18 protein-coding genes are annotated in these 21,644 nt (G+C 65.0%); 7 read left to right on the forward strand and 11 right to left on the reverse strand.

Going from position 1 to position 21,644, the window contains the following annotated elements:
* Positions 1-30: 30 nt before the first annotated feature.
* The 3 genes from HWX08_RS23355 to HWX08_RS23365 all read right to left on the reverse strand — a co-directional run bounded on the left by HWX08_RS23355 (position 31) and on the right by HWX08_RS23365 (position 2,451).
* On the reverse strand, positions 31-633 hold the full coding sequence (locus tag HWX08_RS23355) for a hypothetical protein (protein ID WP_174921245.1): 603 nt from the start codon (positions 631-633) through the stop codon (positions 31-33).
* Positions 630-1,229 (reverse strand): hypothetical protein, encoded by a 600-nt coding sequence (locus HWX08_RS23360; RefSeq protein WP_069259358.1) that lies wholly within the window; start codon positions 1,227-1,229, stop codon positions 630-632. Before HWX08_RS23360 ends, HWX08_RS23355 begins: the two co-directional genes overlap by 4 nt.
* Positions 1,230-1,341: 112 nt before the next feature.
* Positions 1,342-2,451: an AraC family transcriptional regulator gene (locus HWX08_RS23365; RefSeq protein ID WP_174921244.1), complete on the reverse strand. Its 1,110-nt coding sequence runs from the start codon at positions 2,449-2,451 to the stop codon at positions 1,342-1,344.
* 75 nt (positions 2,452-2,526) lie between these two features.
* Between HWX08_RS23365 and HWX08_RS23370 the strand changes: the two genes are divergently transcribed.
* Positions 2,527-4,560, forward strand: coding sequence for an NADPH-dependent 2,4-dienoyl-CoA reductase (locus tag HWX08_RS23370; protein WP_174921243.1), 2,034 nt, complete (start codon positions 2,527-2,529; stop codon positions 4,558-4,560).
* 213 nt (positions 4,561-4,773) lie between these two features.
* Here HWX08_RS23370 and HWX08_RS23375 read toward each other — a convergent pair whose 3' ends face one another.
* Together HWX08_RS23375 and HWX08_RS23380 are read right to left on the reverse strand one after the other, a co-directional pair.
* Entirely contained in the window at positions 4,774-5,178 is a 405-nt protein-coding gene (locus tag HWX08_RS23375) for a DUF2471 family protein (RefSeq protein ID WP_069259361.1), read from the reverse strand.
* Between the two features lie 213 nt (positions 5,179-5,391).
* Positions 5,392-6,285 (reverse strand): LysR family transcriptional regulator, encoded by an 894-nt coding sequence (locus tag HWX08_RS23380; RefSeq protein ID WP_069259362.1) that lies wholly within the window; start codon positions 6,283-6,285, stop codon positions 5,392-5,394.
* A gap of 86 nt (positions 6,286-6,371) precedes the next feature.
* Between HWX08_RS23380 and HWX08_RS23385 the strand changes: the two genes are divergently transcribed.
* The gene (locus HWX08_RS23385) at positions 6,372-7,157 is read left to right on the forward strand and encodes an NAD(P)H-dependent oxidoreductase (protein WP_174921242.1); all 786 of its coding nucleotides are present in this window, start codon (positions 6,372-6,374) and stop codon (positions 7,155-7,157) included.
* A gap of 13 nt (positions 7,158-7,170) precedes the next feature.
* Here HWX08_RS23385 and tssE read toward each other — a convergent pair whose 3' ends face one another.
* From tssE to tssK, 6 genes are all read right to left on the reverse strand, one after another.
* Positions 7,171-7,590 carry a type VI secretion system baseplate subunit TssE gene (tssE, locus tag HWX08_RS23390; protein WP_069259363.1) on the reverse strand — a complete coding sequence of 140 codons (420 nt, stop codon included), beginning with the start codon at positions 7,588-7,590 and terminating at the stop codon, positions 7,171-7,173.
* The gene (gene tssH, locus HWX08_RS23395) at positions 7,587-10,301 is read right to left on the reverse strand and encodes a type VI secretion system ATPase TssH (RefSeq protein WP_174921241.1); all 2,715 of its coding nucleotides are present in this window, start codon (positions 10,299-10,301) and stop codon (positions 7,587-7,589) included. The genes tssE and tssH overlap by 4 nt, the downstream gene beginning before the upstream one ends.
* A 139-nt stretch (positions 10,302-10,440) precedes the next feature.
* The gene (locus tag HWX08_RS23400) at positions 10,441-10,926 is read right to left on the reverse strand and encodes an Hcp family type VI secretion system effector (protein WP_174921240.1); all 486 of its coding nucleotides are present in this window, start codon (positions 10,924-10,926) and stop codon (positions 10,441-10,443) included.
* Positions 10,927-11,020: 94 nt separating this feature from the next.
* Entirely contained in the window at positions 11,021-12,784 is a 1,764-nt protein-coding gene (locus HWX08_RS23405; protein ID WP_174921303.1) for an OmpA family protein, read from the reverse strand.
* Positions 12,781-13,536, reverse strand: a complete 756-nt coding sequence (locus tag HWX08_RS23410; RefSeq protein WP_174921239.1) for a DotU family type IV/VI secretion system protein — start codon at positions 13,534-13,536, stop codon at positions 12,781-12,783. Before HWX08_RS23410 ends, HWX08_RS23405 begins: the two co-directional genes overlap by 4 nt.
* The gene (tssK, locus tag HWX08_RS23415; RefSeq protein ID WP_174921238.1) at positions 13,536-14,885 is read right to left on the reverse strand and encodes a type VI secretion system baseplate subunit TssK; all 1,350 of its coding nucleotides are present in this window, start codon (positions 14,883-14,885) and stop codon (positions 13,536-13,538) included. The genes HWX08_RS23410 and tssK overlap by 1 nt, the downstream gene beginning before the upstream one ends.
* A 574-nt stretch (positions 14,886-15,459) precedes the next feature.
* Between tssK and tssB the strand changes: the two genes are divergently transcribed.
* The 5 genes from tssB to HWX08_RS23440 all read left to right on the forward strand — a co-directional run.
* A complete protein-coding gene (gene tssB, locus HWX08_RS23420; protein WP_174921237.1) occupies positions 15,460-15,972 on the forward strand; it encodes a type VI secretion system contractile sheath small subunit in 513 nt (170 codons plus the stop codon).
* Between the two features lie 73 nt (positions 15,973-16,045).
* The gene (gene tssC / locus HWX08_RS23425) at positions 16,046-17,596 is read left to right on the forward strand and encodes a type VI secretion system contractile sheath large subunit (protein ID WP_174921236.1); all 1,551 of its coding nucleotides are present in this window, start codon (positions 16,046-16,048) and stop codon (positions 17,594-17,596) included.
* An 80-nt stretch (positions 17,597-17,676) separates the two neighbouring features.
* Complete coding sequence (locus HWX08_RS23430; RefSeq protein ID WP_174921235.1) at positions 17,677-20,028, forward strand: type VI secretion system Vgr family protein; 2,352 nt, start codon at positions 17,677-17,679, stop codon at positions 20,026-20,028.
* Positions 20,028-21,020 (forward strand): DUF4123 domain-containing protein, encoded by a 993-nt coding sequence (locus HWX08_RS23435; protein ID WP_174921234.1) that lies wholly within the window; start codon positions 20,028-20,030, stop codon positions 21,018-21,020. The genes HWX08_RS23430 and HWX08_RS23435 overlap by 1 nt, the downstream gene beginning before the upstream one ends.
* Positions 21,013-21,644: DUF3304 domain-containing protein (locus HWX08_RS23440; protein WP_175869755.1), on the forward strand; the 632-nt coding region annotated here is incomplete at its 3' end. The genes HWX08_RS23435 and HWX08_RS23440, both read left to right, overlap by 8 nt.

Consider the following 21,644-nt stretch of genomic DNA (forward strand, 5'->3'; position numbering starts at 1 on the left):
CAGCTTCGTGCGCCCGCACGAGCGGCGTGGTCAGATGAAGCGCACGTGCCGGGTTTCTTCCTGCGTGAGCGACAGCGCCTGGGTTGCCGCATGCATTTCGCGTTTGCCGCCCGGCTGAGCCAGTCTTCTGATTTCGGGCCACACGATCACGCCGAACAGGATGCGCAGGAGCGCACTCAGCGCGCACAAACCGATGGCAGCCGCGCTGATCAGCGCAAACACGTCGAACGTCGATTCCATGCTGAGCGTCACCGCGGATACGATCCCGCTGACCACGGCGGCGGCGATCACGCAAACGAGCATGACAACGAGGTCGGTCCGGGCGCCGGCGATTTTGGCGGGGCGCAGCAGATAAGCCGAGCCGTCGGTCATGTTGCGGATGCCGTAGACGATCCGGCGATCCTGGCCGTCGGTATAGGCGACATTCAATCGATCGCCGTCGGCGATGAACAGGCGTGTCGTCCGGTTGGTCCTGAATACGAGCGGGGACTCGAGCGAATCGAGCTGGAGCGTGATTTCCTCGATTGTTTGCGTGGTCGCACCCAGGTTGTTGCTCCAGACCTTCGTTTCGATCGATTGCTGGCCGATGGCCGTCACGCGACCGGACGTGGTTTGCATCGCATGGTTCGTCATGGGCTGCTCCGTTCCACGTCGAAACCGGACGGTTCGCATTGCCAGCTATCCTGGGCTTCGCGTCGCTGCGGCTGGAAGATCAGATCGGACAGGCCGGCGATGGCGAGCAGGCTGCCCGTCAGACTGACGATGGCCACGACGGTGGCCAGTGCCGACACGAACGCCCAACCCGAATGGAGTGCCGCGGCAGCGATGCCCAGGCTCAGCACGAGCACGCACGACGCCCACGCGAGCAGCGACAGGTTCCGCCGCTTTTGCGCGACCACGTCGTACGGCGCGATGGCAACGTTGCCGCTTCTGATCCACGCGATCCGGCGACGGCCGCGATGCGCGAAGGTGCAGGCGCGCACCCGCATGCCGGGCTTCAGTTTCTCGATCTGCTTGAACGCTTCCGAGTCGACGTCGTCGGCCGTGACGAAGTAGCAGACGTTCTGCATCGTCAAACGGTATGGCGGGGCCTTCCTGACGTCGGCCTTGAATCGGACGAGGTTGGTATCGACGCGGTCGATCGTCGCGTCGATCAGCGTGGTGCGATTGGGCATGGGTCGGAGCGGGCGCCGGTTCGCGCGGCATCGTTTTGATGTGGCGCCCATCATACGCGAACGCTTTCGGCCGACCGTCCGGGTTTGCCGGGCGACGGGTCGTCCGGCGCGCGACGCCGAAATCCGCGCGTCGCTGCCGCCGCACCATGGCGCCGACGGCTCGGCGTCATTCGCGCACCGGTGCTCGGGTCGTCGCCGACCCTGTCACGCCGGCCGCCGCTTCCCGATACGCACTTGGTGTCTGCCCGGCCCAGCGCCGGAACGCGCGCGTGAAATTCGCCGGGTCGGTGAATTGCAGCCGCTCGGCGATCGTCTTCAGGTCGAGATCCGATGCGGCGAGCAACTGCTTCGCGTCGCGAAACCGCGCTTCGTCGAGCAATTGCCGGTAGCTCGACCCGGCTTCCTCCAGACGCCGCCGCAGCGTGCGCGTCGATACGAGCAGCGCGTCGGCGAGCGTCTCCGGCCCGGGGTAATCGCCGGCTCCGCGCGCCAGCTCCGCACGCACGCGCTCGACCAGATCGCCGTCCTCCTGACGCACCTGCGCATACTCGCGCTCCACCTGCACCAGCGCCTGCCGGTGCGCGACTTCGTCGGCGAGCGGCAGCGGCCAGTCGAGCACGTCGCGCGCGATCCACAGCGCATTGGCCGCGCAGCCGAATTCGACCGGCGGCAACTGGTCGCGATAGCGCGCGAAATAGGGCGGCTCCGGCCATGCGAACCGCAGCGCGATCGGCGGCGACGCGCGCCCGGCCCATTGCGAGATGTTCTGCGCGAGCCCCGTCAGCACGAATTCGAACATCACGTGATGCTGCAGCACGGGGCTCGCCTGCACGCCGTGCAGTTCGAGCGTCGCGCCGCGTTCGTCTTCCGCATAAGTCAGCCGATATTGGCGGTTGCGCATCCGGAAGTAGCGCTGCGTGACGGTGAGCGCTTCGCGGATGTCCCGCGCGGTCAGCGTCGCGTAGCCGAGAAAGCCGTGTACGGTCGGCTTCAGCAGCAGCCCGAACGCGAGCCCGATGCCCGGATCGCCGCCGATCTCGATCGCATTGAGCACGAGCCGCCCCCATTGCGACGGCGCGACGCGCGCGTCCGGCTCGGCCAGCACCGCATCGCGCAGGCCCGTGCCGGCGCGCACGGCGGCCAGGTCGACACCGCGCGCGGCCAGCGCCTGCAGCAGCAGGCGCGTATAGGCGACCGGAATCGTCGGCCGGCGCAGCCCGAGGCGGTCCTTGGCGAGAGGGGAAGTCATGTCATCTTGGCCGAAAATGACAAGCATTATGGCTGTTTGCCCCCTCACGTTCAAGGCGGCGCGCGCCTACGATGTCACGCATCGCCCCTTGGCTGAATCCTCATGACGACCTCCTTTCCCCACTTGCTCGCGCCGCTCGATCTCGGCTTCACGACGCTGAAGAACCGCGTGCTGATGGGCTCGATGCACACGGGCCTCGAAGACAGCCGCAAGACGCTGCCGCGGCTCGCCGAATATTTCGCCGAACGCGCGCGCGGCGGGGTCGGGCTGATCGTGACGGGCGGCTTCGCGCCGAACGTGGCCGGCTGGACCAAGCCGTTCGGCGGCACGCTGATGACGTCGGCCGCCGCGCGCCGGCATCGCGAGATCACCGATGCGGTGCACGCGGAGGACGGCAAGATCGCGCTGCAGATCCTGCATACGGGCCGCTACGGCTATCACCCGTTCGCGGTCGCGCCGTCGAAGATCAAGTCGCCGATCTCGCCGTTCGCGCCGCACGAACTGAGCGCGCGCGGCGTCGAACGGCAGATCCGCGCGTTCGTCCGCTGCGCGACGCTCGCGCGTGAAGCCGGGTACGACGGCGTCGAGATCATGGGCTCGGAAGGCTACCTGATCAATCAGTTCATCTCGATGCACACGAACAAGCGCACCGACCAGTGGGGCGGGGCGTACGAGAACCGCATCCGGCTGCCGATCGAAATCGTCGAGCGCACGCGCGAAGCGGTCGGCCGCGATTTCATCCTGATCTACCGGCTGTCGATGCTCGACCTGATTCCGGACGGCAGCGACTGGAGCGAAACCGTGCAGCTCGCGAAGGCGGTCGAGCGCGCGGGCGCGACCCTCATCAATACGGGGATCGGCTGGCACGAGGCGCGCGTGCCGACGATCGCGACGTCGGTGCCGCGCGGCGCGTTCGCGTGGGTGACGAAGAAGATGAAGGGCGAGGTCGGCATTCCGCTCGTGACGACCAACCGGATCAACCGGCCCGAAGTGGCCGAGCAGATCCTCGCGGACGGCTGCGCGGACATGGTGTCGATGGCGCGCCCGCTGCTCGCGGATGCCGAGTTCGTCGTCAAGGCCGCGCAGGGCCGCGCCGACGAGATCAATACCTGCATCGGCTGCAACCAGGCGTGCCTCGATCACGCGTTCAAGAACCGGATCGCGTCATGCCTGCTGAATCCGCGCGCATGCCACGAGACGGAGCTGAAATACACGCCCGCGCAACAGCCGAAGCGCATCGCGGTGGTCGGCGCGGGGCCGGCCGGGCTCGCGTGCTCGACCGTGCTCGCGCAGCGCGGCCACCACGTCGACCTGTTCGACGGCGCCGCCGAGATCGGCGGCCAGTTCAACATGGCGAAGCGGATTCCGGGCAAGGAAGAGTTTGATGAAGCGCTGCGCTACTTCGGGCGCCAGGTCGAGCTGACCGGCGTGAACCTGCATCTGAACCGGCGCGTCGACGCGAGCGACCTGATCGCGGGCGGCTACGACGAGATCGTGCTCGCGACCGGCGTCGCGCCGCGCGACCCGAAGATCCCGGGGCAGGACGGCCCGAACGTGCTCAGCTACATCGACGTGCTCGCGGGCAGGCAGCCGGTGGGCCGGCGAGTGGCGGTGGTCGGCGCGGGCGGGATCGGCTTCGACGTCGCCGAATATCTGGTGCAGGAAGGGGAATCGCCGGCGCTCGATCTGCAAGCGTGGAAGGCCGAGTGGGGCGTGACCGACCCGGCCGCGACGCGCGGCGGCGTGACGCGTGCGCAGGTTTCAGCTCCGGCACGGGAAGTGACGCTGCTGCAACGCAAGGCCGCGCCGCTCGGCAAGGGGCTCGGCAAGACGACCGGCTGGATTCACCGCGCGACGCTGAAGATGAAGCAGGTGAAGATGGTCGGCGGCGTGAACTACGAATTGATCGATGCGCGCGGGCTGCACGTGTCGTACGGCGAGCAGCGCACCGATCACGAACTGATCGAGGCCGACACGATCGTGCTCTGCACCGGGCAGGAGCCGCAGCGCGCGCTGCTCGCCCCATTGCAGGCGGCCGGGCGCTCGGTGCATCTGATCGGCGGCGCGGAACTGGCCGCCGAACTCGACGCGAAGCGCGCGATCGATCAGGGTGCGCGGCTCGCGGCGCGGCTGTAACGGCAGGGTGGCGGTTGCGTTCGCGACGAGGTTCGTCGCGTGACGGCGTGCAGCCGGTGCGACGATACACGTATTGCCCGCCGCTGGGCCGAAGGCGCGCGCAGGCGGGCGGTGCGGTGACCGTGCCGTGCGCCTTTGCGGGCCTCCGTGCGCCACTCCGCAACGAGGCGGCGCGAAACCGGCCAGCCGCGCACGACCGGTGCCCGGCGCCGCTCAGGCCGCTTCGGCCCGTTCTTCCTCTTCCGCTTCGAGCATCGCCTTGACGATCAGATAGACGGCCGGCAGGTCGTCGTCGTCGCGACGCCAGTCGACCGGTTCCTCGACGTCCGCGGCGACCAGCCGGCTGCCGCGCAGCCGGATGAAGGCATCGACGACGGTCGGATCGTTGCGGCTCAGGAAGCCGGCATTCGAGAACGCCAGATCCTCGACGTTCAGCAGCGCCTGCCAGCTCATCGTGCGGACGGCGGCCGGGTGGGTGCGGCGGCGCAGGCCGAGCGCCCGCTGAGCGGGGCCGCCGACGACACGCTGCAGATCGACGACCGCCCGCTGCGCGGCGCGCTCGAAGTGGACGGGATTGAAGCCGGGTTGCTCGGGATCGAATGCGGATGACTGGAACATGGTCGCCTCACAAAAGTCCGTCCGTCTGTGGATGACGGAATTCGGGTCAAATGGTGCAAAAGAACTGTAAATATATACAGTGTTCGACGCGGTTTCAAGTCCCGGATGAAGAATCTTGGCCGCGCGGACGCGGCGGATGTCGGGGCGGCCGATGGAGGCCGGTAGGCGAGCGCTGCCCGCTCGCTGGCGTGCCGATTCCGTCGGCCGTGCCGCTTACACCGATTGCGCGATTGTCTCCCGCAGCCACCGATGCGCCGGATCGCGATGCGCGCGCTCGTGCCACAGCATCGACATTTCATAACCGGGCACGTCGACCGGCGCTTCCACGACACGCAGCGCGGGCACATCGCGCACCAGCCGCTCGGGCACCATCGCGACGAGATCGGTGCTGGCGACGGCCGACATCACGAACAGGAAATGCGGGACGGACAGCACGACGCGCCGCACGGCCCCCGCTTTCGCGAGCACTTCGTCCGTCACGCCGAAGAAGCCGCCGCCGTCGGGCGACACGATCACGTGTTCGAGCGTGCCGAACTGCGCGAGCGTGGGGCGCCGCTTGAGCTTCGGATGGCCGGCGCGGCCGATGAGCACGTATCGCTCGACGAACAGCGGCAGGCGCCGCATGCCCGGCGGCGAACCCTCGGTCGTATGGAAGGCCAGATCGATACCGTTTCGTTCGGCATCCTGCTCGATGCGCGGCGGCACGAGTTCGACGACGGCGAGCCGCGTACCGGGCGCGGCCGACCGCAGCGCATTCAGCGCGGGCAGCACGATCGTCGATTCGCCGTAGTCGGTCGCGGCCACCCGCCATGTGTTCGTCGCGGTCGCGGGATCGAACGGCGTGGCCGGAATCACCGCGCGTTCGACGGCTTCGAGCGCGTCCCGCAACGGCTCGCGCAGCGCTTCCGCGCGTGCGGTCGGCCGCATCCCGCGCGGCCCCGGCAGCAACAGGGGATCGCCGAACAGGTCGCGCAGTTTCTGCAACTGCACGCTGACCGACGGCTGCGACATGTTCAGCTTCTCGGCCGCGCGTGTGACGTTGTGCTCGGCGAGCAGCACGTCCAGCGTGACCAGCAGGTTCAGATCGAGTCGCCTGAGATTATTCATCGCTATACCTGGAATATCAGGAATTCATTTCAAATATACCTTTGACCGCGGCATCCTGCAGTCATTCAATCGACGGAGTGACGAACATGAACGTGCTGATCGTGTATGCCCATCCCGAACCGCGTTCGCTGAACGGCGCGCTGCGCGACTATGCCGTCGCGCATCTCGAAGCGGCCGGCCACGCGGTGCAGGTGACCGACCTGTATGCGATGAACTGGAAGGCCGCGTTCGATGCGGGCGACGTGACCGATCGCGCGCCCGATGCGCGCTTCGATCCCGCGCTCGATTCGAAGCGTGCATTCGAGACGGGCACGCAGCGCGACGATATCGCGCGCGAGCAGGCCAAGCTGAAGTGGGCCGACGCGGTGATCCTGCAGTTTCCGCTGTGGTGGTTCTCGATGCCGGCGATCATGAAGGGCTGGGTCGAGCGCGTATATGCGTACGGTTTCGCATACGGCGTCGGCGAGCATTCCGACAGCCACTGGGGCGACCGTTACGGCGAGGGATCGCTGGCGGGCAAGCGCGCGATGGTGATCGTGACGACCGGCGGCTGGGAATCGCACTACAGCCCGCGCGGCATCAACGGGCCGATCGACGACGTGCTGTTTCCGATTCAGCACGGGATTCTCTATTACCCGGGTTTCGACGTGCTGCCGCCGTTCGTGATCTATCAGACGCACCGGATGGACGAAGCGCGTTTCGCCGAAACGCGTGCGGCGCTCGGCAAGCGTCTGGACGCACTGGAGACGACGCCGCCGATTCCGTTCCGGCGGCAGAATGCCGGCGATTACGAGATTCCGGCGCTGACGCTGAAGCCGGAGATCGCGCCGGGAGCGGTGGGGTTCGCCGCGCATCTTGCGCTCGAGCAGTGACGGCGCGAGCTCGTCACGGGTCGATGCGTCGTTCGACGCGCAGGCGGCCCGGCGGCTCGAAGTAGGTGCCGAAGCGCACGAGCCCTGCGTTCTTGAGATGGCAGGTCATCTCGAAGCTGACCAGGATGCCGGGATCGCGATTGTCGACGATCCCGACGTCGATCGCGCGAATACGCGGCTCGTACTTCAGCAACGTTGCTTCCATCTGCTGCTTGAGCAAATGCGCCGACGCGGGGAGTGCCTTGTAGATGTTCGTCAGGTCGGGCAGCCCGTAGTCGGGCAGGTGCTTGAGCGCGCCTGCCCGCGTATTGAGAATGCGGCGCACGTTCTGCTGCACGCTCAGGCATTCGAGCGTGCGGTCGTCGTAAGCGCCGATCGGCTCGCCGCCGATCTGGCCGAGCAGCATGTCGTAGAGCGACGGGCCGGCGGTCATCGGTCGTTCCGTTGCGTCGTGCCGGCATCGCCGGCCGTCGGCGCATCGACGAAGTCGATCGTCAACGATCCTTCGGTGGTGACCGACAACAGGATTTGCCGCGGCGTGATACCCGCTGCCATCCTGGCGAGCAGTTCGCGCGAGACGGCCGGCAGCACGCGCCGGTTCAGGAAAGCGTCGACGCTGCGTGCGCCGGACTCGCGCGATACGCAGTGCCGCGCGATCGATTCGATCAGGCCGTCCGCGCACGTCAGAGTCACCGCGTGTTGCCGATGGAGACGTTCGGCGATCTTGTCGAGCTTGAGCCGCACGATCGAGGCGAGCGCAGCGGCATCGAGCTGCCGATAGACGAGTGTCTGAAAGCGTGCGAGCAGGGCGGGCTGGAAGTGCGCGACCAACTGCGAATGCACGGCTTCGCGTAGCGCTTCGTGCGTGATTGCCGGATCCTCGGCCGTTGCATCGTCGATTTGCGCGCTGCCGAGATTGGATGTCATCACGATCACGCAGTGGCGGAAATCGATTTCGCGCCCCTCGCCGTCGCGCATCGTGCCGCGGTCGAACACCTGATAGAAAATGTCGAGCACGTCGCGGTGCGCTTTCTCCACTTCGTCCAGCAGCACGACGCTGTACGGACGCTGGCGCACGGCTTCGGTCAGGACGCCGCCGCGCCCGTAACCGACGTAGCCGGGCGGCGAGCCCTTGAGCTGCGACACCGTATGCGCCTCTTGGTACTCGGACAGGTTGATCGTCGTCAGCGCGGCTTCGCCGCCGAACAGCAGGTCGGCGAGCGCCAGCGCGGTTTCGGTCTTGCCCACGCCGGACGGCCCGGTGAGCAGGAACACGCCGAGCGGTGCGTGTTCGCTCTTCAGGCCGGCCTTCGCGGTGCGCAGGCTTTCCGCCAGCGCGCCGATCGCATCGTCCTGTGCGACCACGCGCGCGGCGAGCATCGCTTCGAGCGCGAGCAGGCTGCGCAGTTCGTCGTCGACGAGATTGCCGACCGGCACACCGGTCCATTCCGCGACGACGCGTGCGATGGCTTGCGCATCGACGTCGGCGGCGATCATCGGCGACTTGCCCTGAACTTCCGATAGCGCATCGATGGCGTCGGAAAGGGCCGCCGGATCGGGCGCAGTGACGGCCGCGCCGCGAAGCTTGCGCAACACGTCGACGCGTTCGCGTTCCCTAGCGTACTGGTCGAGCAGCGTGTCCGCGGTGTCGCGTACGGCGTCGAGTTCCGTGTCGATCGTCGCGCGTCGTCCGGCAACGTCGCCGATCCCGGCGCGGGAATCCGCATCGAGCGCGGCGCGTTCCAGTTCGAGTGCCGCCAGTGTCGCGCGTGTCTGCTGCAATTCCACCGGTGGCACGTCGAGCGCCATGCGCGCGCGCGCGGCGGCCGTGTCGAGCAGATCGACGGCCTTGTCCGGCAGTTGCCGGGCCGGAATGTAGCGGCGCGACAGCCGCACGGCCGCGACGATCGCGTCGTCGCGAATGTGGACGTCGTGATGCTGCGCATAGCGGCTTGCGAGCCCGCGCAGCATCAGGCACGCCGTGTCGTCGTCGGGCTCGTCGACCTTGATGACCTGGAAGCGTCGTTCGAGCGCCGCGTCGCGTTCGAAGTATTCGTTGTACTCGGCCCACGTCGTCGCCGCGATCGTGCGCAACTCGCCGCGCGCGAGCGCCGGCTTGAGCAGGTTGGCCGCGTCGGCGCCGCCGGCCGCGTTGCCCGCGCCGATCAGCGTGTGCGCTTCGTCGATGAACAGCAGAATGGGTGTCGCCGAGTTCCGCACTTCGTCGATCACGTTCTTCAGCCGCTGCTCGAATTCGCCTTTGACGCCGGCCCCGGCTTGAAGCAAGCCGAGATCGAGCGTCAGGATGCGCGTGTCGCGAATCGTCTCCGGCACGCTGCCTTCGATCACGCGCAGCGCGAGCCCTTCGACGAGCGCGGTCTTGCCGACGCCCGGCTCGCCGACCAGGATCGGGTTGTTCTTGCGGCGGCGCGCCAGCACGTCGATCATCTGCCGGATCTCCCGGTCGCGCCCGAACACTGGGTCGATCTCGCCACGGCGGGCCTTCTCGGTCAGGTCGAGTGCGAAGCGCGCGAGTGCGTCGTCGTCGGTGGTGCGAGACGGTGCCGGTGGCGCGTGACGATCGATGGACGCCGCCGTCGCAACGTTGCCGGACTGATCGGCGGTGGGCGACGTCGGCGGCTGCAACGTCATGCCGTCGGACGCGTTCTCGGATGAACGTCGCCCGATCCGGGGCAGCACGCGCCGGATCTGCGCGCTCGAAACCGACAACAGCGGCCACGCACGCTGCGTGCGCAACACGTGTGGCGCGTCGACGATCGCCTGCAGCAGATGGCCCGAGCGAATGGTGCCGTCGGAATCGTCCGACATCGCATGCGTCCACGCATCCTCGATCACCGTGGCGAGCTGCCGCGACAGCGCCGGCATGCCGCGCAGCGTGCGCGGCATGCGGTCGATCACGTCGATCAACGCATCCCACACCGCGTTGATATCGAGACCGTAGTGGCGCAGGATCGCCGGAATGTCGCCGTCGTCCGCTTCGATCAGTTTCAGCACCCAGTGCTCGACCGCGATTTCGTCGGCGAGCCGGGTCTGGCACAGGCTCGCGGCGGCTTCGAGAGCGCGCGCGCAATGGGGATTGAGGCGGCGAATGAGATGGGAGGCGTCCCGGAGAGGCGGCGTCATGTCGATATCGGATCAGGAGGGGAGGCGGGCGTGCATTCGTCGACGCCCATGCGAACCGACGGGCGCGACTGCGAATCGGCGACCGGCGCAGCGGCACCCGGCGCGCGGGCGCGCCGGATTCCGCCCGTCGGTCAGCGCGTCAGGAACGTTCGTTCCACGTGTCCTTGTGGATGATGTTGCCGTCCTTGTACGACCACGTGATCGTCTCGTAGCGCAGTTCGACGTCTTCGAGATGGTTGTGTTTCTCGTAGGCGGGGTTCTTGATGTCGAGCATTTTCGGTTTCACGGCGACGATCTTCACGTTGTCGAGCTTCGTGTTGAAATACTCCTTCTCCTTGCCCGCGTCGTCGATCTTGTACCACTTGATCTCGACCGACTTCAGCGTCTGGCCGCTCGTCACGGCCTTGTACAGATACGGCGTCGACGCGTCCGTCTCCTTCGTCAGCGTGATCGGCTTGTGCACGCGTGTACCGGTGAGCTTTCCCGTATTGCCGTCGGTCGGAATGTGCACGTCGTGGTCGAACGCGACCAGTTCGACGCTGCCTTCGCGATCCTGGACGGTCACCGAACCCTTGATGTCCGCACCGCCGTCGTCCTTGAGCCACATGTAGGCCGGAATTGCCATTTGTTCACTCCTTCTTCTTCGTACTGCGAATCGCCGGAACCGGATTCCGGCGCTGACAAACCCGGGACGGATGCCCCGGGAACCCAAACGTGTATTACCTCGCGGCGCCGGTCGAGACGGCCGGCGCCGGCATGTCGGGCACCAGCGTGATTTCGACTCGACGATTCCTGGCCCGGCCCGCGGGCGTGGCGTTGTCCGCGATCGGCCGTGTATCGCCGTAGCCTTGAATCGCGAATTGCGTCGTCGGCATGCCCGATGCATCGACGAGCCAGTCGCGCACGGCGGTCGCGCGGTCGATCGACAGCTTCAGGTTGCGGTCGGGGCGCCCCTGGTCGTCCGCATAGCCGGCGACGAGCACGCGCTTGCCGGGATGAGCCTTGATCAGTTCGAGCGCATCGACCATCGCGCGCGTGGTGCCGGGCTTGAGCCTTGCGTTGCCGCTGTCGAACAGCGACATGCTGTCCAGCGTGACGACGGCGGGCGGCGGCGCGGGCGGTTGGTAGGAGGCGATCGCGTCGTCGAGCACCGGCAGCAGTCGAGCGCCGCGATACGTGCCGAACGACAGTCGGAGCGGCACGCCGATGCGCGCATATCGATCGAGCTGATCGCGGTCCGACGAAAGGGTTTTGAGCGCATCGCGTTTCGCGGCCTCCTGCGTAGCGGGGAGACGGTTGTAGCGCTCGACGTGGTCGCCGATTCGGGTCATCAGCGCTGCGTTGTTTGTCGCTGCACCGCAGATGGCGACGGTGGCCGCACAAGCCGCGATCGCGACGACATGCGCGACCGCGGTGACGCGCGGCGATCGCCGCGCGCGGCGCGGCATCGCGTCGATCAGCGGCTGCGGCAGCGGCCACGGCGCGGGCGATGCCGATAGTACGGCCGGCGCGATGCCCGTGCGCGCGCGGACTTCGCGTTCCCATGGCTTGTCGGGGGCCGTCGCCGGACCATGGTCGATCCAGCCGGCGCCGAACAACGGCCAGGGCGACGCAGGCTGGCGACGGTCTGTCAGCGTGTCGAACACGATACGGCGAGTCCATCCGATCATGGATGCGATCCCGGCGGCGCGGGCCGCGGCAGCAGGGCTTGCGCCGGCGTGGAGGGCATCGGATTCGGCGGCGTCGATCGCGGCGTCGAACCGGCGCATGTCCGCGATCGGTGAGCGTGCCGATACGCCATACCATCGGGTTGCCGGTCCCGCCGAAACGGCCGAATCGGAGAGTCGCTGATAGATCGCGACATAGCCCGGCAGCGACGTGCCGAGCATGCGCGACGTGTCCGCCACTGCCTGCCGGATGACGCGCAGCGTTTGCGACAGCAGGTCGTCGCTCGCATGAAGTCCCGGCGCGACCGACAACACGATGCAATCGGGCGCATGACCGTTCCGCCACTGGCGGACCGCAACGGCAAGGCGGGGAAGGTCCTGCGGGCGATCGGCCCGCAACCAGATGGCGCCGTCGCCGACGTGGATGAAACGCGACGGGCTTGCGCCGCGATCGAACATGGCGGGCAGACCGTCCCCGATGACGAGAACGAGCGGCATGCTGGTGCGCAGCGCGACGGGCAGGTCGGCGGTTGCCGCGCCGAGTTGCGCGATCACGCGCACGTGCCGTTCGCGGGCCTGCGTCAATCTGCGCGCATGCAACCCGGCGATCAGCGCCGACAGCGCGACGACGATGGCAATCGATCCCCACATGACGTCGCGGTCGACGGGCAACACCCATCCGATGACGGTAAGCGCCAGAGCGGCCGAGATCGTCACGACCGTGCGCAGCGGGTAGCCGAGTCCCGACAGGGCCGCGCGTGCGGCATCGGCATCGGCGCGTGTTGCTGCCGACGGGACGGCGGTATCGACGTTCACGGCCGCGTCGCTTGCTGGACGAGTCGTGCCAGTTCCGCGTCGAGGATGCGATCCCACGCGAACCACACGATGATCGCGATCGCGCACGCGGTTCCCGCAATCGCCCACGGAGACAGGTGTCTGAGCCAATCGATCAGCCGCGTGTTCGAGCGGTCGGTGACGAACCCCGGCCGCGCGGCCGGTCGCAACTGATCGATCCGGGCGACCAGCGCAGCGATCAATGCCTGCCGCTTCGCTTCGCCGTCGTGGGCATCCGGCGACGGACCCGAGCGGGCGGCGTAACGGCCGCGGAACCCGAGGCCTAGAACGGCCGCATAGCATTCGAGCAGGTCGACGTTCGGCGCGGGTTCGCGCATCCGCTGCTCGAGGCGCTCGTAAATGCGCGTTCCCGCATCATGCGTGCCGAATCGGTCGACCTGCAGCGGTTGGGACTCCCACTTTCCCTTGTCCGACGCGGAAAGGTAGCGCAATGCCGCCTCATCGATCAGCCCGCACTGGGCGAGGACGGCGTCGTCCCGGACGTCGGCCGCGACCCCTTGCGCATCGAGCGCCGTGGCGAACTGCGCGATGAGCGTGACGCACTGCTGACGCAGGTTCTCCTGGCCGTCGACCTGCCCGCCGTTCGACAGGTGAGTGACGAGCAGCGCGGTATCGCGCAACTGCGCCCGTATCGAAGGCCGGGGCGCACGATCGGAGGATGGCTCGCGCGCGAGCAGCGCGGAATCGTGACGGGAGGAGACGATGGCATTCATCAGCGCAGCACCGCATAGAGTTCGATCGACGCGTCCGGAATCGACGCGGGCAGGTAGATCTGGCAAGCGCGTGCGGCCAGCATCCGCGCATGCGCGGCGTCATGCGCGTCGAGCGCGAAGTAGTGGTTGTCCAGCCGGACGGGAATGGCACCGGGCACGCGCTGCACGGCCTTGAGCGGAATACCGGCCACCGCGGAGTTGACGATGTGCTCGACGTCGTCCGGCGCACCGATCTTGCACAGGCGCGGGAACTGCTCGACCAGATCGAACGCCGGCAATGCTGCGTTGACGGACAGGTACCAGTCCGCTGCGCCTTCGACGATCCGCTCGTCGCGGAACTGGCCGACCCACGTTGTGGTTGCCGTGTGCGAAAGCCCGATCGACACGACCCGCGACGGAATGATCGCGTCGAGCAGATCGCGGATCAGCGATTCGAGCGTCGCGAAGACGCCGTGTGCGGCGGCATGGTCGTAGGGCGGGATGTCGGTCAGCGGTACGCGCGTGGAGAACGTGATCAACGATCCCGCCAGCTCGGCGAGTACCAGGTAAAGGCGATCCGTGGGCTGCGCCGGATGCGACGCGAGGAAGCGCAGTTGCGGCCACGCCTGATGGATGCAGTGCAGCAGCCAGAAGAGCTGGACGTCGGCGATACCGTATTCGGCGACCTGCTCGATCCGTTCGCTGCGCCGCGCGCCGAGAAGCGCGCTTTTGGCGGCGAGGATATCCGCAAGCCGATGGATGCGCTCGATATGCAGCGGATGGCCCGACAGCGACAGACAGGGCGGCACGTATCCGCGATCGACCTGGAACTGGCCGCTCGTCGTGCGCGTCAGGCGGGCGATTGCGCATGTCGTATCGTCTGCGTGCGATTCATGGCCGTACAGCAACCTGACCGCATGGCGTTCGGCGGCGATCTCGGCTTCCGCCGTTCCGTTCAGGTCCGTCACCTTGACGAATTCGCGGTACGCGCGACGCGGGCGGGCCAGTGCCGTTTCGTCGAAACGGCAGTTGCTGCCGTTTGCGTCGGGCAGCGCGAGTGCGGCGAGCACGTCGACGGTCTGGGCATCGGCCGGAAACTCGCGGGCGAGGTCGCGCGCCGGCGGCAACGCATCGGCGACGGTCGTGTCGACCGGCGTGCCGTCGGGGAAGCGCAGTTGCAGCCGGGTGAGCTTCAGGCGTCCGGAAGACAGTGCCTCCTCGTCGATCTCGACGCTCAGTGTTCCCCATGGCGATACGGACAATGCCGACGCCAGTTGTTGCAGCGCGAACCCGTTCCAGCGGTCCTGCTGCTGGAAGTGCTGCTGCGTGAGAATCAGCCCTTCATGCCAGAGCGGCTTTTCGATCCGCATGGTGTGGTCAATATCGATTTGGAATTATGAGGCGCCGATTCTAACCATCGTTTTCCGATTTCGTATACCCCGCAATTAGATGAATTGTTGACAAATGTGTCATTTATATCGAGATATGATTGGATTCAATGGTTTGGATTTTGAGGGCGATCTTATTTCCTGGTTCGTGGATTTGTGATGCGTTGCTTTATTGAGGTTTTGGTGATCTTGTGTGTTGATTTTTGTGTATAAAAATCAGTGGGTTGGGCGGGGTTTTTGGTTATTTGAGATTGACTTTGGATCTGGGGAGATGTCGGTGTGATGAGGTCTGGACGGTTTTCCGTATTCGTACTTGTATTATTTTCAGTCTCGAATTGGTGATTGAGGATCGATTTCAGATTTGGGTGGTTTACTTCATGTGAAAGTGCGTGATATTTTCTGCCGGCTGAATCGGATGCCGTGCCGCGAATATCCGAATCGGTCGTCCGTCAATACGTGCTGCGCGATTGAGCAAGGGTGACGCGAACGACAGCGCACCGGTAGTTGCGGGTGCACATCGCGGAGTCTTCAAGCTTCCTTGGATAAGGAGAACGAATTGGATAGCTTTCAGCGAGAGATCCCGAAGAGCCGGGTGTCGATCACCCTTGATCTGCATACGGGCGGGGCGCAAAAGAAGGTCGAGCTGCCGCTGAAGCTGCTGGTGGCGGGCGACTTCAGCGCCGGCCGGGAGCAGGCGCCGCTTGCCGAGCGGAAGAAAGTGAACATCGACAAGAACAACTTCGATGCCGTGCTGGCCGATTACGCACCGGATCTCAAGATCGCTGCGGACAACACGCTGGCCGGCGACGGCTCGGAGTTGCCCGTCAACCTGTCGTTCCGGTCGATCAAGGATTTCGAGCCCGAGCAGGTCGCGCGCCAGATTCCCGAGCTTCAGGGGTTGCTTGCGATGCGCAATCTGCTGCGCGACCTCAAATCGAATCTGCTCGACAACGGCATGTTCCGCCGCGAGTTCGAGAAGGTGCTGAAGGACGAACGCCTGTCCGCGAAGCTCCGTGGCGAACTCGCGCAGATCGCGACTGCCGCGACGCAGCCGGAAGGGCATGCGTGAGCGACGCCAGGCAAAGCGCGCGTTCAGCGCATTTCGCAACATCGTAGCGATTCGATCGCAGACAGGACCCGACATGAAACCCACCGAAACGCAGCAGGCCGGCGCGACCGAGACCGTCGTGCTGGACGCCCCGCACGGGGATATCGACAGCGTCTATGCGTCGCTGTGCAGCAAGATCAACCTGAAGCCCGTCAACGAAGCACGCCCGCTCGAGGCGTTCCGCGACAACGACATGCTGTCCGAGGCGTCGGCCGACGAACGCATCGCGCGCGGGATGGGCGCGTTCCTCGAACTCGTCGCAAAGGCGAGCCAGCCGGTCGACCGGCTGGACAAGTCGTTGCTCGATTTCCATATCGGCCAGATCGACCGGCAGATCGGCCGTCAGCTCGATGCGGTGATGCACGCGCCGGAATTCCAGGCGCTCGAAGCGCGCTGGCGTGGCCTGAAGATGCTCGTGAGCCGGACCGATTTCCGCAAGAACGCACGCATCGAGGTGCTGGACGTGTCGAAGGACGCGCTGCAGCGCGACTTCGAGGACACCCCCGAACTGATCCAGAGCGGCCTGTATCGGCTGACGTACATCGAGGAGTACGACACGCCGGGCGGCCAGCCGATCAGCGCAATGATCAGCGATTTCGAATTTGCCCATTCGCCGATGGATGTCGCGCTGCTGCGGAACATCTCGAAGGTGGCCGCCGCCGCGCACATGCCGTTCATCGGTTCGGTCGGGCCGGCGTTCTTCGGCAAGCAATCGATGGAGGAAGTGGCGGCGATCCAGGACATCGGCAACTACTTCGATCGCGCCGAATACATCAAGTGGAAGAGCTTCCGCGATACCGACGACGCACGTTACGTCGGCCTGACGATGCCGCGCGTGCTCGGCCGTCTGCCATACGGCAAGGATACGGCGCCGGTGCGGGCGTTCAACTACGAGGAAGCCGTCAAGGGCCCCGACCACGACAAGTACCTGTGGATGAATGCGTCATTTGCGTTCGCGGCGAACATGGTGCGCAGCTTCGTCAGCAATGGCTGGTGCGTGCAGATTCGCGGGCCGCAGGCGGGCGGCAAGGTCGAGGATCTGCCGGTCCACCTGTACGACCTCGGCACCGGCTACCAGCCGAAGATTCCGACCGAGGTGCTGATCCCCGAAACGCGCGAATTCGAGTTCGCGAATCTCGGTTTCATCCCGTTGTCGTTCTACAAGAACCACGATTTCGCATGCTTCTTCTCGGCGAGTTCGGCGCAGAAACCGGCGCTGTACGAGACCAAGGAAGCGACCGCGAACAGCCGCATCAATGCGCGGCTGCCGTACATCTTCCTGCTGTCGCGTATCGCGCACTACCTGAAGCTGATCCAGCGCGAGAACATCGGCACGACCAAGGATCGCCGTCTGCTCGAACTCGAACTGAACGGCTGGATCAAGGGGCTCGTGACCGAGATGAAGGATCCGGGCGACGAGCTGCAGGCGTCGCATCCGCTGCGCGAGGCCAGGGTGACGGTCGAGGACATCGACGACAACCCGGGCTTCTTCCGGATCAAGCTGTTTATCGTCCCGCACTTCCAGGTCGAGGGGATGGATATCGGACTGTCGCTCGTATCGCAGATGCCGAAGGCCAAGAACTGATCCGACGTTCGTGTGCGAGCCGCCGGGGCGTCGATGGTTGCCCCGGCGGAGCAGCACGCGTCGTGCGACTGGGAGAATCCATGTCGATGATTTTGCCTACGCAGGCTTATGAACTGAAGCTGGCGCCGCATCCGGCACCGTTCTCGATCGTGAAGTTCACGGGGCTGGACCGCGTGAGCCAGCTTTACCGGTATGAGATCGAATTCACAAGCCCGGCGGCGGGGATTCCGATGGATCAGGTGCTGGGCCGGCCGGCGAAATTCAGTGCCGATCCGATCGACCCGAACATGGATTACCTGCGGAAGATGTTCGGGGAGAACGCGGCGCAGTTCAGTGCGAAGCCTGCGGCGTATATGGTTCACGGCGTGATCACGCAGTTCGACGAGTTGGAGACGTCGGCGGATGAAACGCGCTACCGGGTCGTGCTCGAGCCGACGCTGGCCGATCTCGATCGTGGTGTGACCAGCCGGCTGTTTCAGAAGCAGTCGGTCGAGGAGATCGTGACCGGTACGCTTCGGCATTACGGGTATCGCGCGGGTGTCGATTTCCAGTTTCAGTTGCGCGGGCAGTACAAGCGTCGCGAGTACGTGACGCAGTATCACGAGACGACGTTCGCCTTCATCCGGCGCATTTGCGCGGAAGAGGGAATCTGGTTTCGCTGGGAGCAGAAGAAGGATCGCGCCGTGGTCGTGTTCGGCGACGATCTGGATGCGTATGCGCGCAAGCAGCGCACGGTGCCGTATCGGCGTGACTCGGGGTTGGAGAGCGCCGGGGCCGACGCGATCAAGACACTCGGGCGCGAGACGAAGCGTGTGCCGGAGGCGGTGCGGCTGCATGACTACAACCATCGGCAGGCCGAGGTGTCGTTGCTGGTCGAGGAAAACACAGCGCGTGACGACAAGACGACGAACGCCGTCGATTATCGCTGGGGCGAGCATTACGAGACGCCCGACGAGGGTAAGCAGGTCGCCCGGTTGCGGCACGAAGCCTATCTGGCCGAGCAGATCACGTTCAAGGGGACGGGTAATCCGTTCTGGCTCGAAGCCGGTGAGGTGATGCGGATTGAGCCGAAGCCGGCCGATGCGAAGCATGGGGTGTTCGTGACGTCGGTCGAGTCACACGGCGGGCGGAACGAGTCGTACTGGGTGGCGTTCGAGGGGATTCCGTCGGATCGCGTGTGGCGTACGCCGATGGCTTCGGTGTCGCGGCCGGTGGTTGACGGGATTCTGCCGGCGCGCGTTACGTCGCCGGGGAATTACAAGTATGCGTATCTGACCGAGCAGGGCTGGTACGTGATCAAGCTGCCGTTCGATCTCGATGAATGGAGCCCGGGTGGGACGAGTCGGCCGGTGCGGTTTGCGAAGCCTTATATCGGCGACAACTACGGACATCACTTTCCGCTGATCGACGGGGCGGAGGTGGCGATCGTTCATACCGACGGCGATCCGAACCGGCCGGTGATCATCGGGGCGATGCATGACAGCGTGCATCCGGATCTGGTGAACAACCTGAACCATACGCGGAATCTTATTCGTACGGCGGCGCGGAATGAGTTGCGGATGGAGGATAAGGAGGGCGTCGAGCATATTCATCTCACGACGCCGACTCAGACCAGTGAGCTGAATCTGGGGCACATGGTGGACGATGGCCGTAACGAACGCGGTCAAGGGGCCGAGTTACGGACGGACGGGCATCTTGCGGCGCGCGGCCCGAAGGGCTTGCTGTTGAGTACCGAAGCGCAGGCCGCCGCCTCGGGGCATCAACTCGACATGAAAGAGGCGCAGGAGCAGTTGCTGCGGGCGATTGATCGCATGGAGTCACTTTCCGAGGCGGTACGGGCGGCGGAGGCGACCGTCTCCGAGTTGCAGCAACAGAAGTCATTCTATGCGGAAGCACTGGATGGCTTGAAGCGTTCGGCGATTCTTGCGAGTGCACCATCAGGTATCGGGCTCACGTCCGGGGAGCATTTACAGGTCAATGCCGACCGGAACTTGATCGCGACGGCGGGCGGGAATTTCGACGTCGGGATCATGCGGAGCTTCACCGTCGCGGCGGGAAGGCAGGTATCGCTCTTCGCGCAAGCACAGGGGGTACGGGTCACTGCGGCTAAAAAGGATGTCGTCGTCCAGGCCCGCACGGGTGCGATGGCGTTGTCGGCGTCGAAGGACATGAACTTCACCAGTAGCGATGGTGCGATTCTCGCGGCCTCGCGCGGAGCGTTGACGCTGACAAGCGGTGGCGCCTATCTCAAGATCGATGGCGGCAACATCGAACTCGGATGCCCGGGAGATATCACGCTCAAGTGCGGAAATTTCCACTGGACCGGTCCTGCTTCGCTTTCGACTCCTCTGCCGAGTATGCCCATCGGGCCATGCAAGGAGTGCTTGCTTGATGCACACCGTGGTGTCGAAGCGATGACGGAGGTCGCCTGATGACCGGAACCGGGCTTGAGAAGCCAACCAGTGACTTGGACGCGGCATGGGACGCGTGGCGTGATCGATTGTTGGCGCAATTCGAAGCGTTCGATGCAGAGCGCGTTTCGGCGCACCTGTACATACTTGCCGATGCGCGCGCCAATCCGGACGTCGACAAACTGCTGGCTAACGTCCCTCGGCTTGAATGGCGGTCACTGTGGGATGGCACCGTTCTCGAGTCCTATACGGACATTGCCCCCTATCTGATTGCGATCGATCGCTTCGCATTTGATGATCCGCGCGATCTACAGAGTCGGCTTGTCCGGCGGCTCTGGAGGGAGTCGAGCGGACTGCACATGCTGACGTGGATATGGTCTTCGTTTCCGATTCGGTCTCTGGTCGAGCATTTCCGATCGTTCTGCCGTTACTCGACGCCAGACAAGCGCGCGTACTTCCTGCATTTCTATGACAACCGGATTCTTGCACGGTTACGGGCAGTTTGGAGCGCGGAACAGGCTCGGACATTTCTCGCACCATGTGCCGAGATCTGGTATCGCGAGCGTGAATTGAACGAGGTCGTCTGGCCCAACGATGCGGGTGTGGTCGATGCGGTCGTCGAGGGAGAGCAGGTGATGACAATTGAGCAGCATATGGCGTTGCTGCATCTCGGTCGTGCCGACAAGCTCGCGATGCAGTTGCGCATGATGTATGGAGCGATGCTCGACGATTTCACGGAATTGACGCTTTATCAGTGTGTTTCCGAACAACTGGAACGTGCGCGTCGATACCGTATTGCCGACGATGACGACCTGTTGAACTACGTCTCAAAGGGCGTCGTCATTTCGCCGCGATTCGATGAGCATCCGGTGATTCGTGAGCGGTTGGCGCATGCGATGTGCGGCGAGCGGACGTTCGGAGACGCGTTGAGTCGTATCGACGCCGATGTCTTGCGGGAGGCGACACGCGCGACTTCGGAGTCCGGGAATGATGGAGAGGTCTCGCATGATTAGGCGGCTCTTTGCGTTGTCGGTTGCATCGCTCGTACTAGCTGGTTGCGATGCGTTTTCATCTGAGCCGACCTACCGTGGTGTCAGCATCATGGGGCTCAACTACACGCCGTTCAATCTGAGCGGGTTCACGATTCGTGACAGATATGGCAATAGAGCAAGCGGTGGAGGGGATCTGCCGCCGGGAACTGGTGCGGGAAGATTGAGCTGTTGTTACAAGCTGAAGGGAACGGATTTCACGGTTGAGTGGGAAGTTTATGACGCGGATGAAGCCATCAAGGATCTATATGCGGCCATCAAGAAGATCTACAAAACGACGGAGGTCAAATTTCCGCCGACAAAGATCAAGGGTGGAGCAGGAGAGGACGTGCTTGCCGTGCACTTTTATCCGGACGATCACATCGAGTTTGAGATCCGTAGCGACATGAGTGGGACGAGGATCGATTACACGGAAGTGGATCACTGGTTTCAGACTAAATACGGGAAGGCGGCGAACCCGGACGGAGACGACATGGCCGTGGCCTACAGGCGCACGGCACGTAACGCGTCACAGGGTTGGCTGAAGTATCGGCTGACCGACACGGCGGATCTGGAGCAGTACGTGTACTACAGGCAGCTTGTGAATCC

The sequence above is a fragment of the Burkholderia metallica genome, from assembly GCF_902832845.1.
Classification (GTDB): Bacteria; Pseudomonadota; Gammaproteobacteria; order Burkholderiales; family Burkholderiaceae; genus Burkholderia; species Burkholderia metallica.

Bases quoted from the DNA above. Each gene is read 5' to 3' on its own strand.
- tssH (WP_174921241.1), bottom strand. From the start codon at position 10,301: ATGACGCCGCCTCTCCGGGACGCCTCCCATCTCATTCGCCGCCTCAAT.
- HWX08_RS23380 (WP_069259362.1), bottom strand. From the start codon at position 6,285: ATGAATAATCTCAGGCGACTCGATCTGAACCTGCTGGTCACGCTGGAC.
- HWX08_RS23355 (WP_174921245.1), bottom strand. From the start codon at position 633: ATGACGAACCATGCGATGCAAACCACGTCCGGTCGCGTGACGGCCATC.
- HWX08_RS23365 (WP_174921244.1), bottom strand. From the start codon at position 2,451: ATGCTTGTCATTTTCGGCCAAGATGACATGACTTCCCCTCTCGCCAAG.
- tssC (WP_174921236.1), top strand. From the start codon at position 16,046: ATGAAACCCACCGAAACGCAGCAGGCCGGCGCGACCGAGACCGTCGTG.
- HWX08_RS23370 (WP_174921243.1), top strand. From the start codon at position 2,527: ATGACGACCTCCTTTCCCCACTTGCTCGCGCCGCTCGATCTCGGCTTC.
- HWX08_RS23375 (WP_069259361.1), bottom strand. From the start codon at position 5,178: ATGTTCCAGTCATCCGCATTCGATCCCGAGCAACCCGGCTTCAATCCC.
- tssE (WP_069259363.1), bottom strand. From the start codon at position 7,590: ATGACCGCCGGCCCGTCGCTCTACGACATGCTGCTCGGCCAGATCGGC.
- HWX08_RS23360 (WP_069259358.1), bottom strand. From the start codon at position 1,229: ATGATGGGCGCCACATCAAAACGATGCCGCGCGAACCGGCGCCCGCTC.
- HWX08_RS23385 (WP_174921242.1), top strand. From the start codon at position 6,372: ATGAACGTGCTGATCGTGTATGCCCATCCCGAACCGCGTTCGCTGAAC.
- tssK (WP_174921238.1), bottom strand. From the start codon at position 14,885: ATGCGGATCGAAAAGCCGCTCTGGCATGAAGGGCTGATTCTCACGCAG.
- HWX08_RS23400 (WP_174921240.1), bottom strand. From the start codon at position 10,926: ATGGCAATTCCGGCCTACATGTGGCTCAAGGACGACGGCGGTGCGGAC.
- HWX08_RS23430 (WP_174921235.1), top strand. From the start codon at position 17,677: ATGTCGATGATTTTGCCTACGCAGGCTTATGAACTGAAGCTGGCGCCG.
- HWX08_RS23410 (WP_174921239.1), bottom strand. From the start codon at position 13,536: ATGAATGCCATCGTCTCCTCCCGTCACGATTCCGCGCTGCTCGCGCGC.
- HWX08_RS23435 (WP_174921234.1), top strand. From the start codon at position 20,028: ATGACCGGAACCGGGCTTGAGAAGCCAACCAGTGACTTGGACGCGGCA.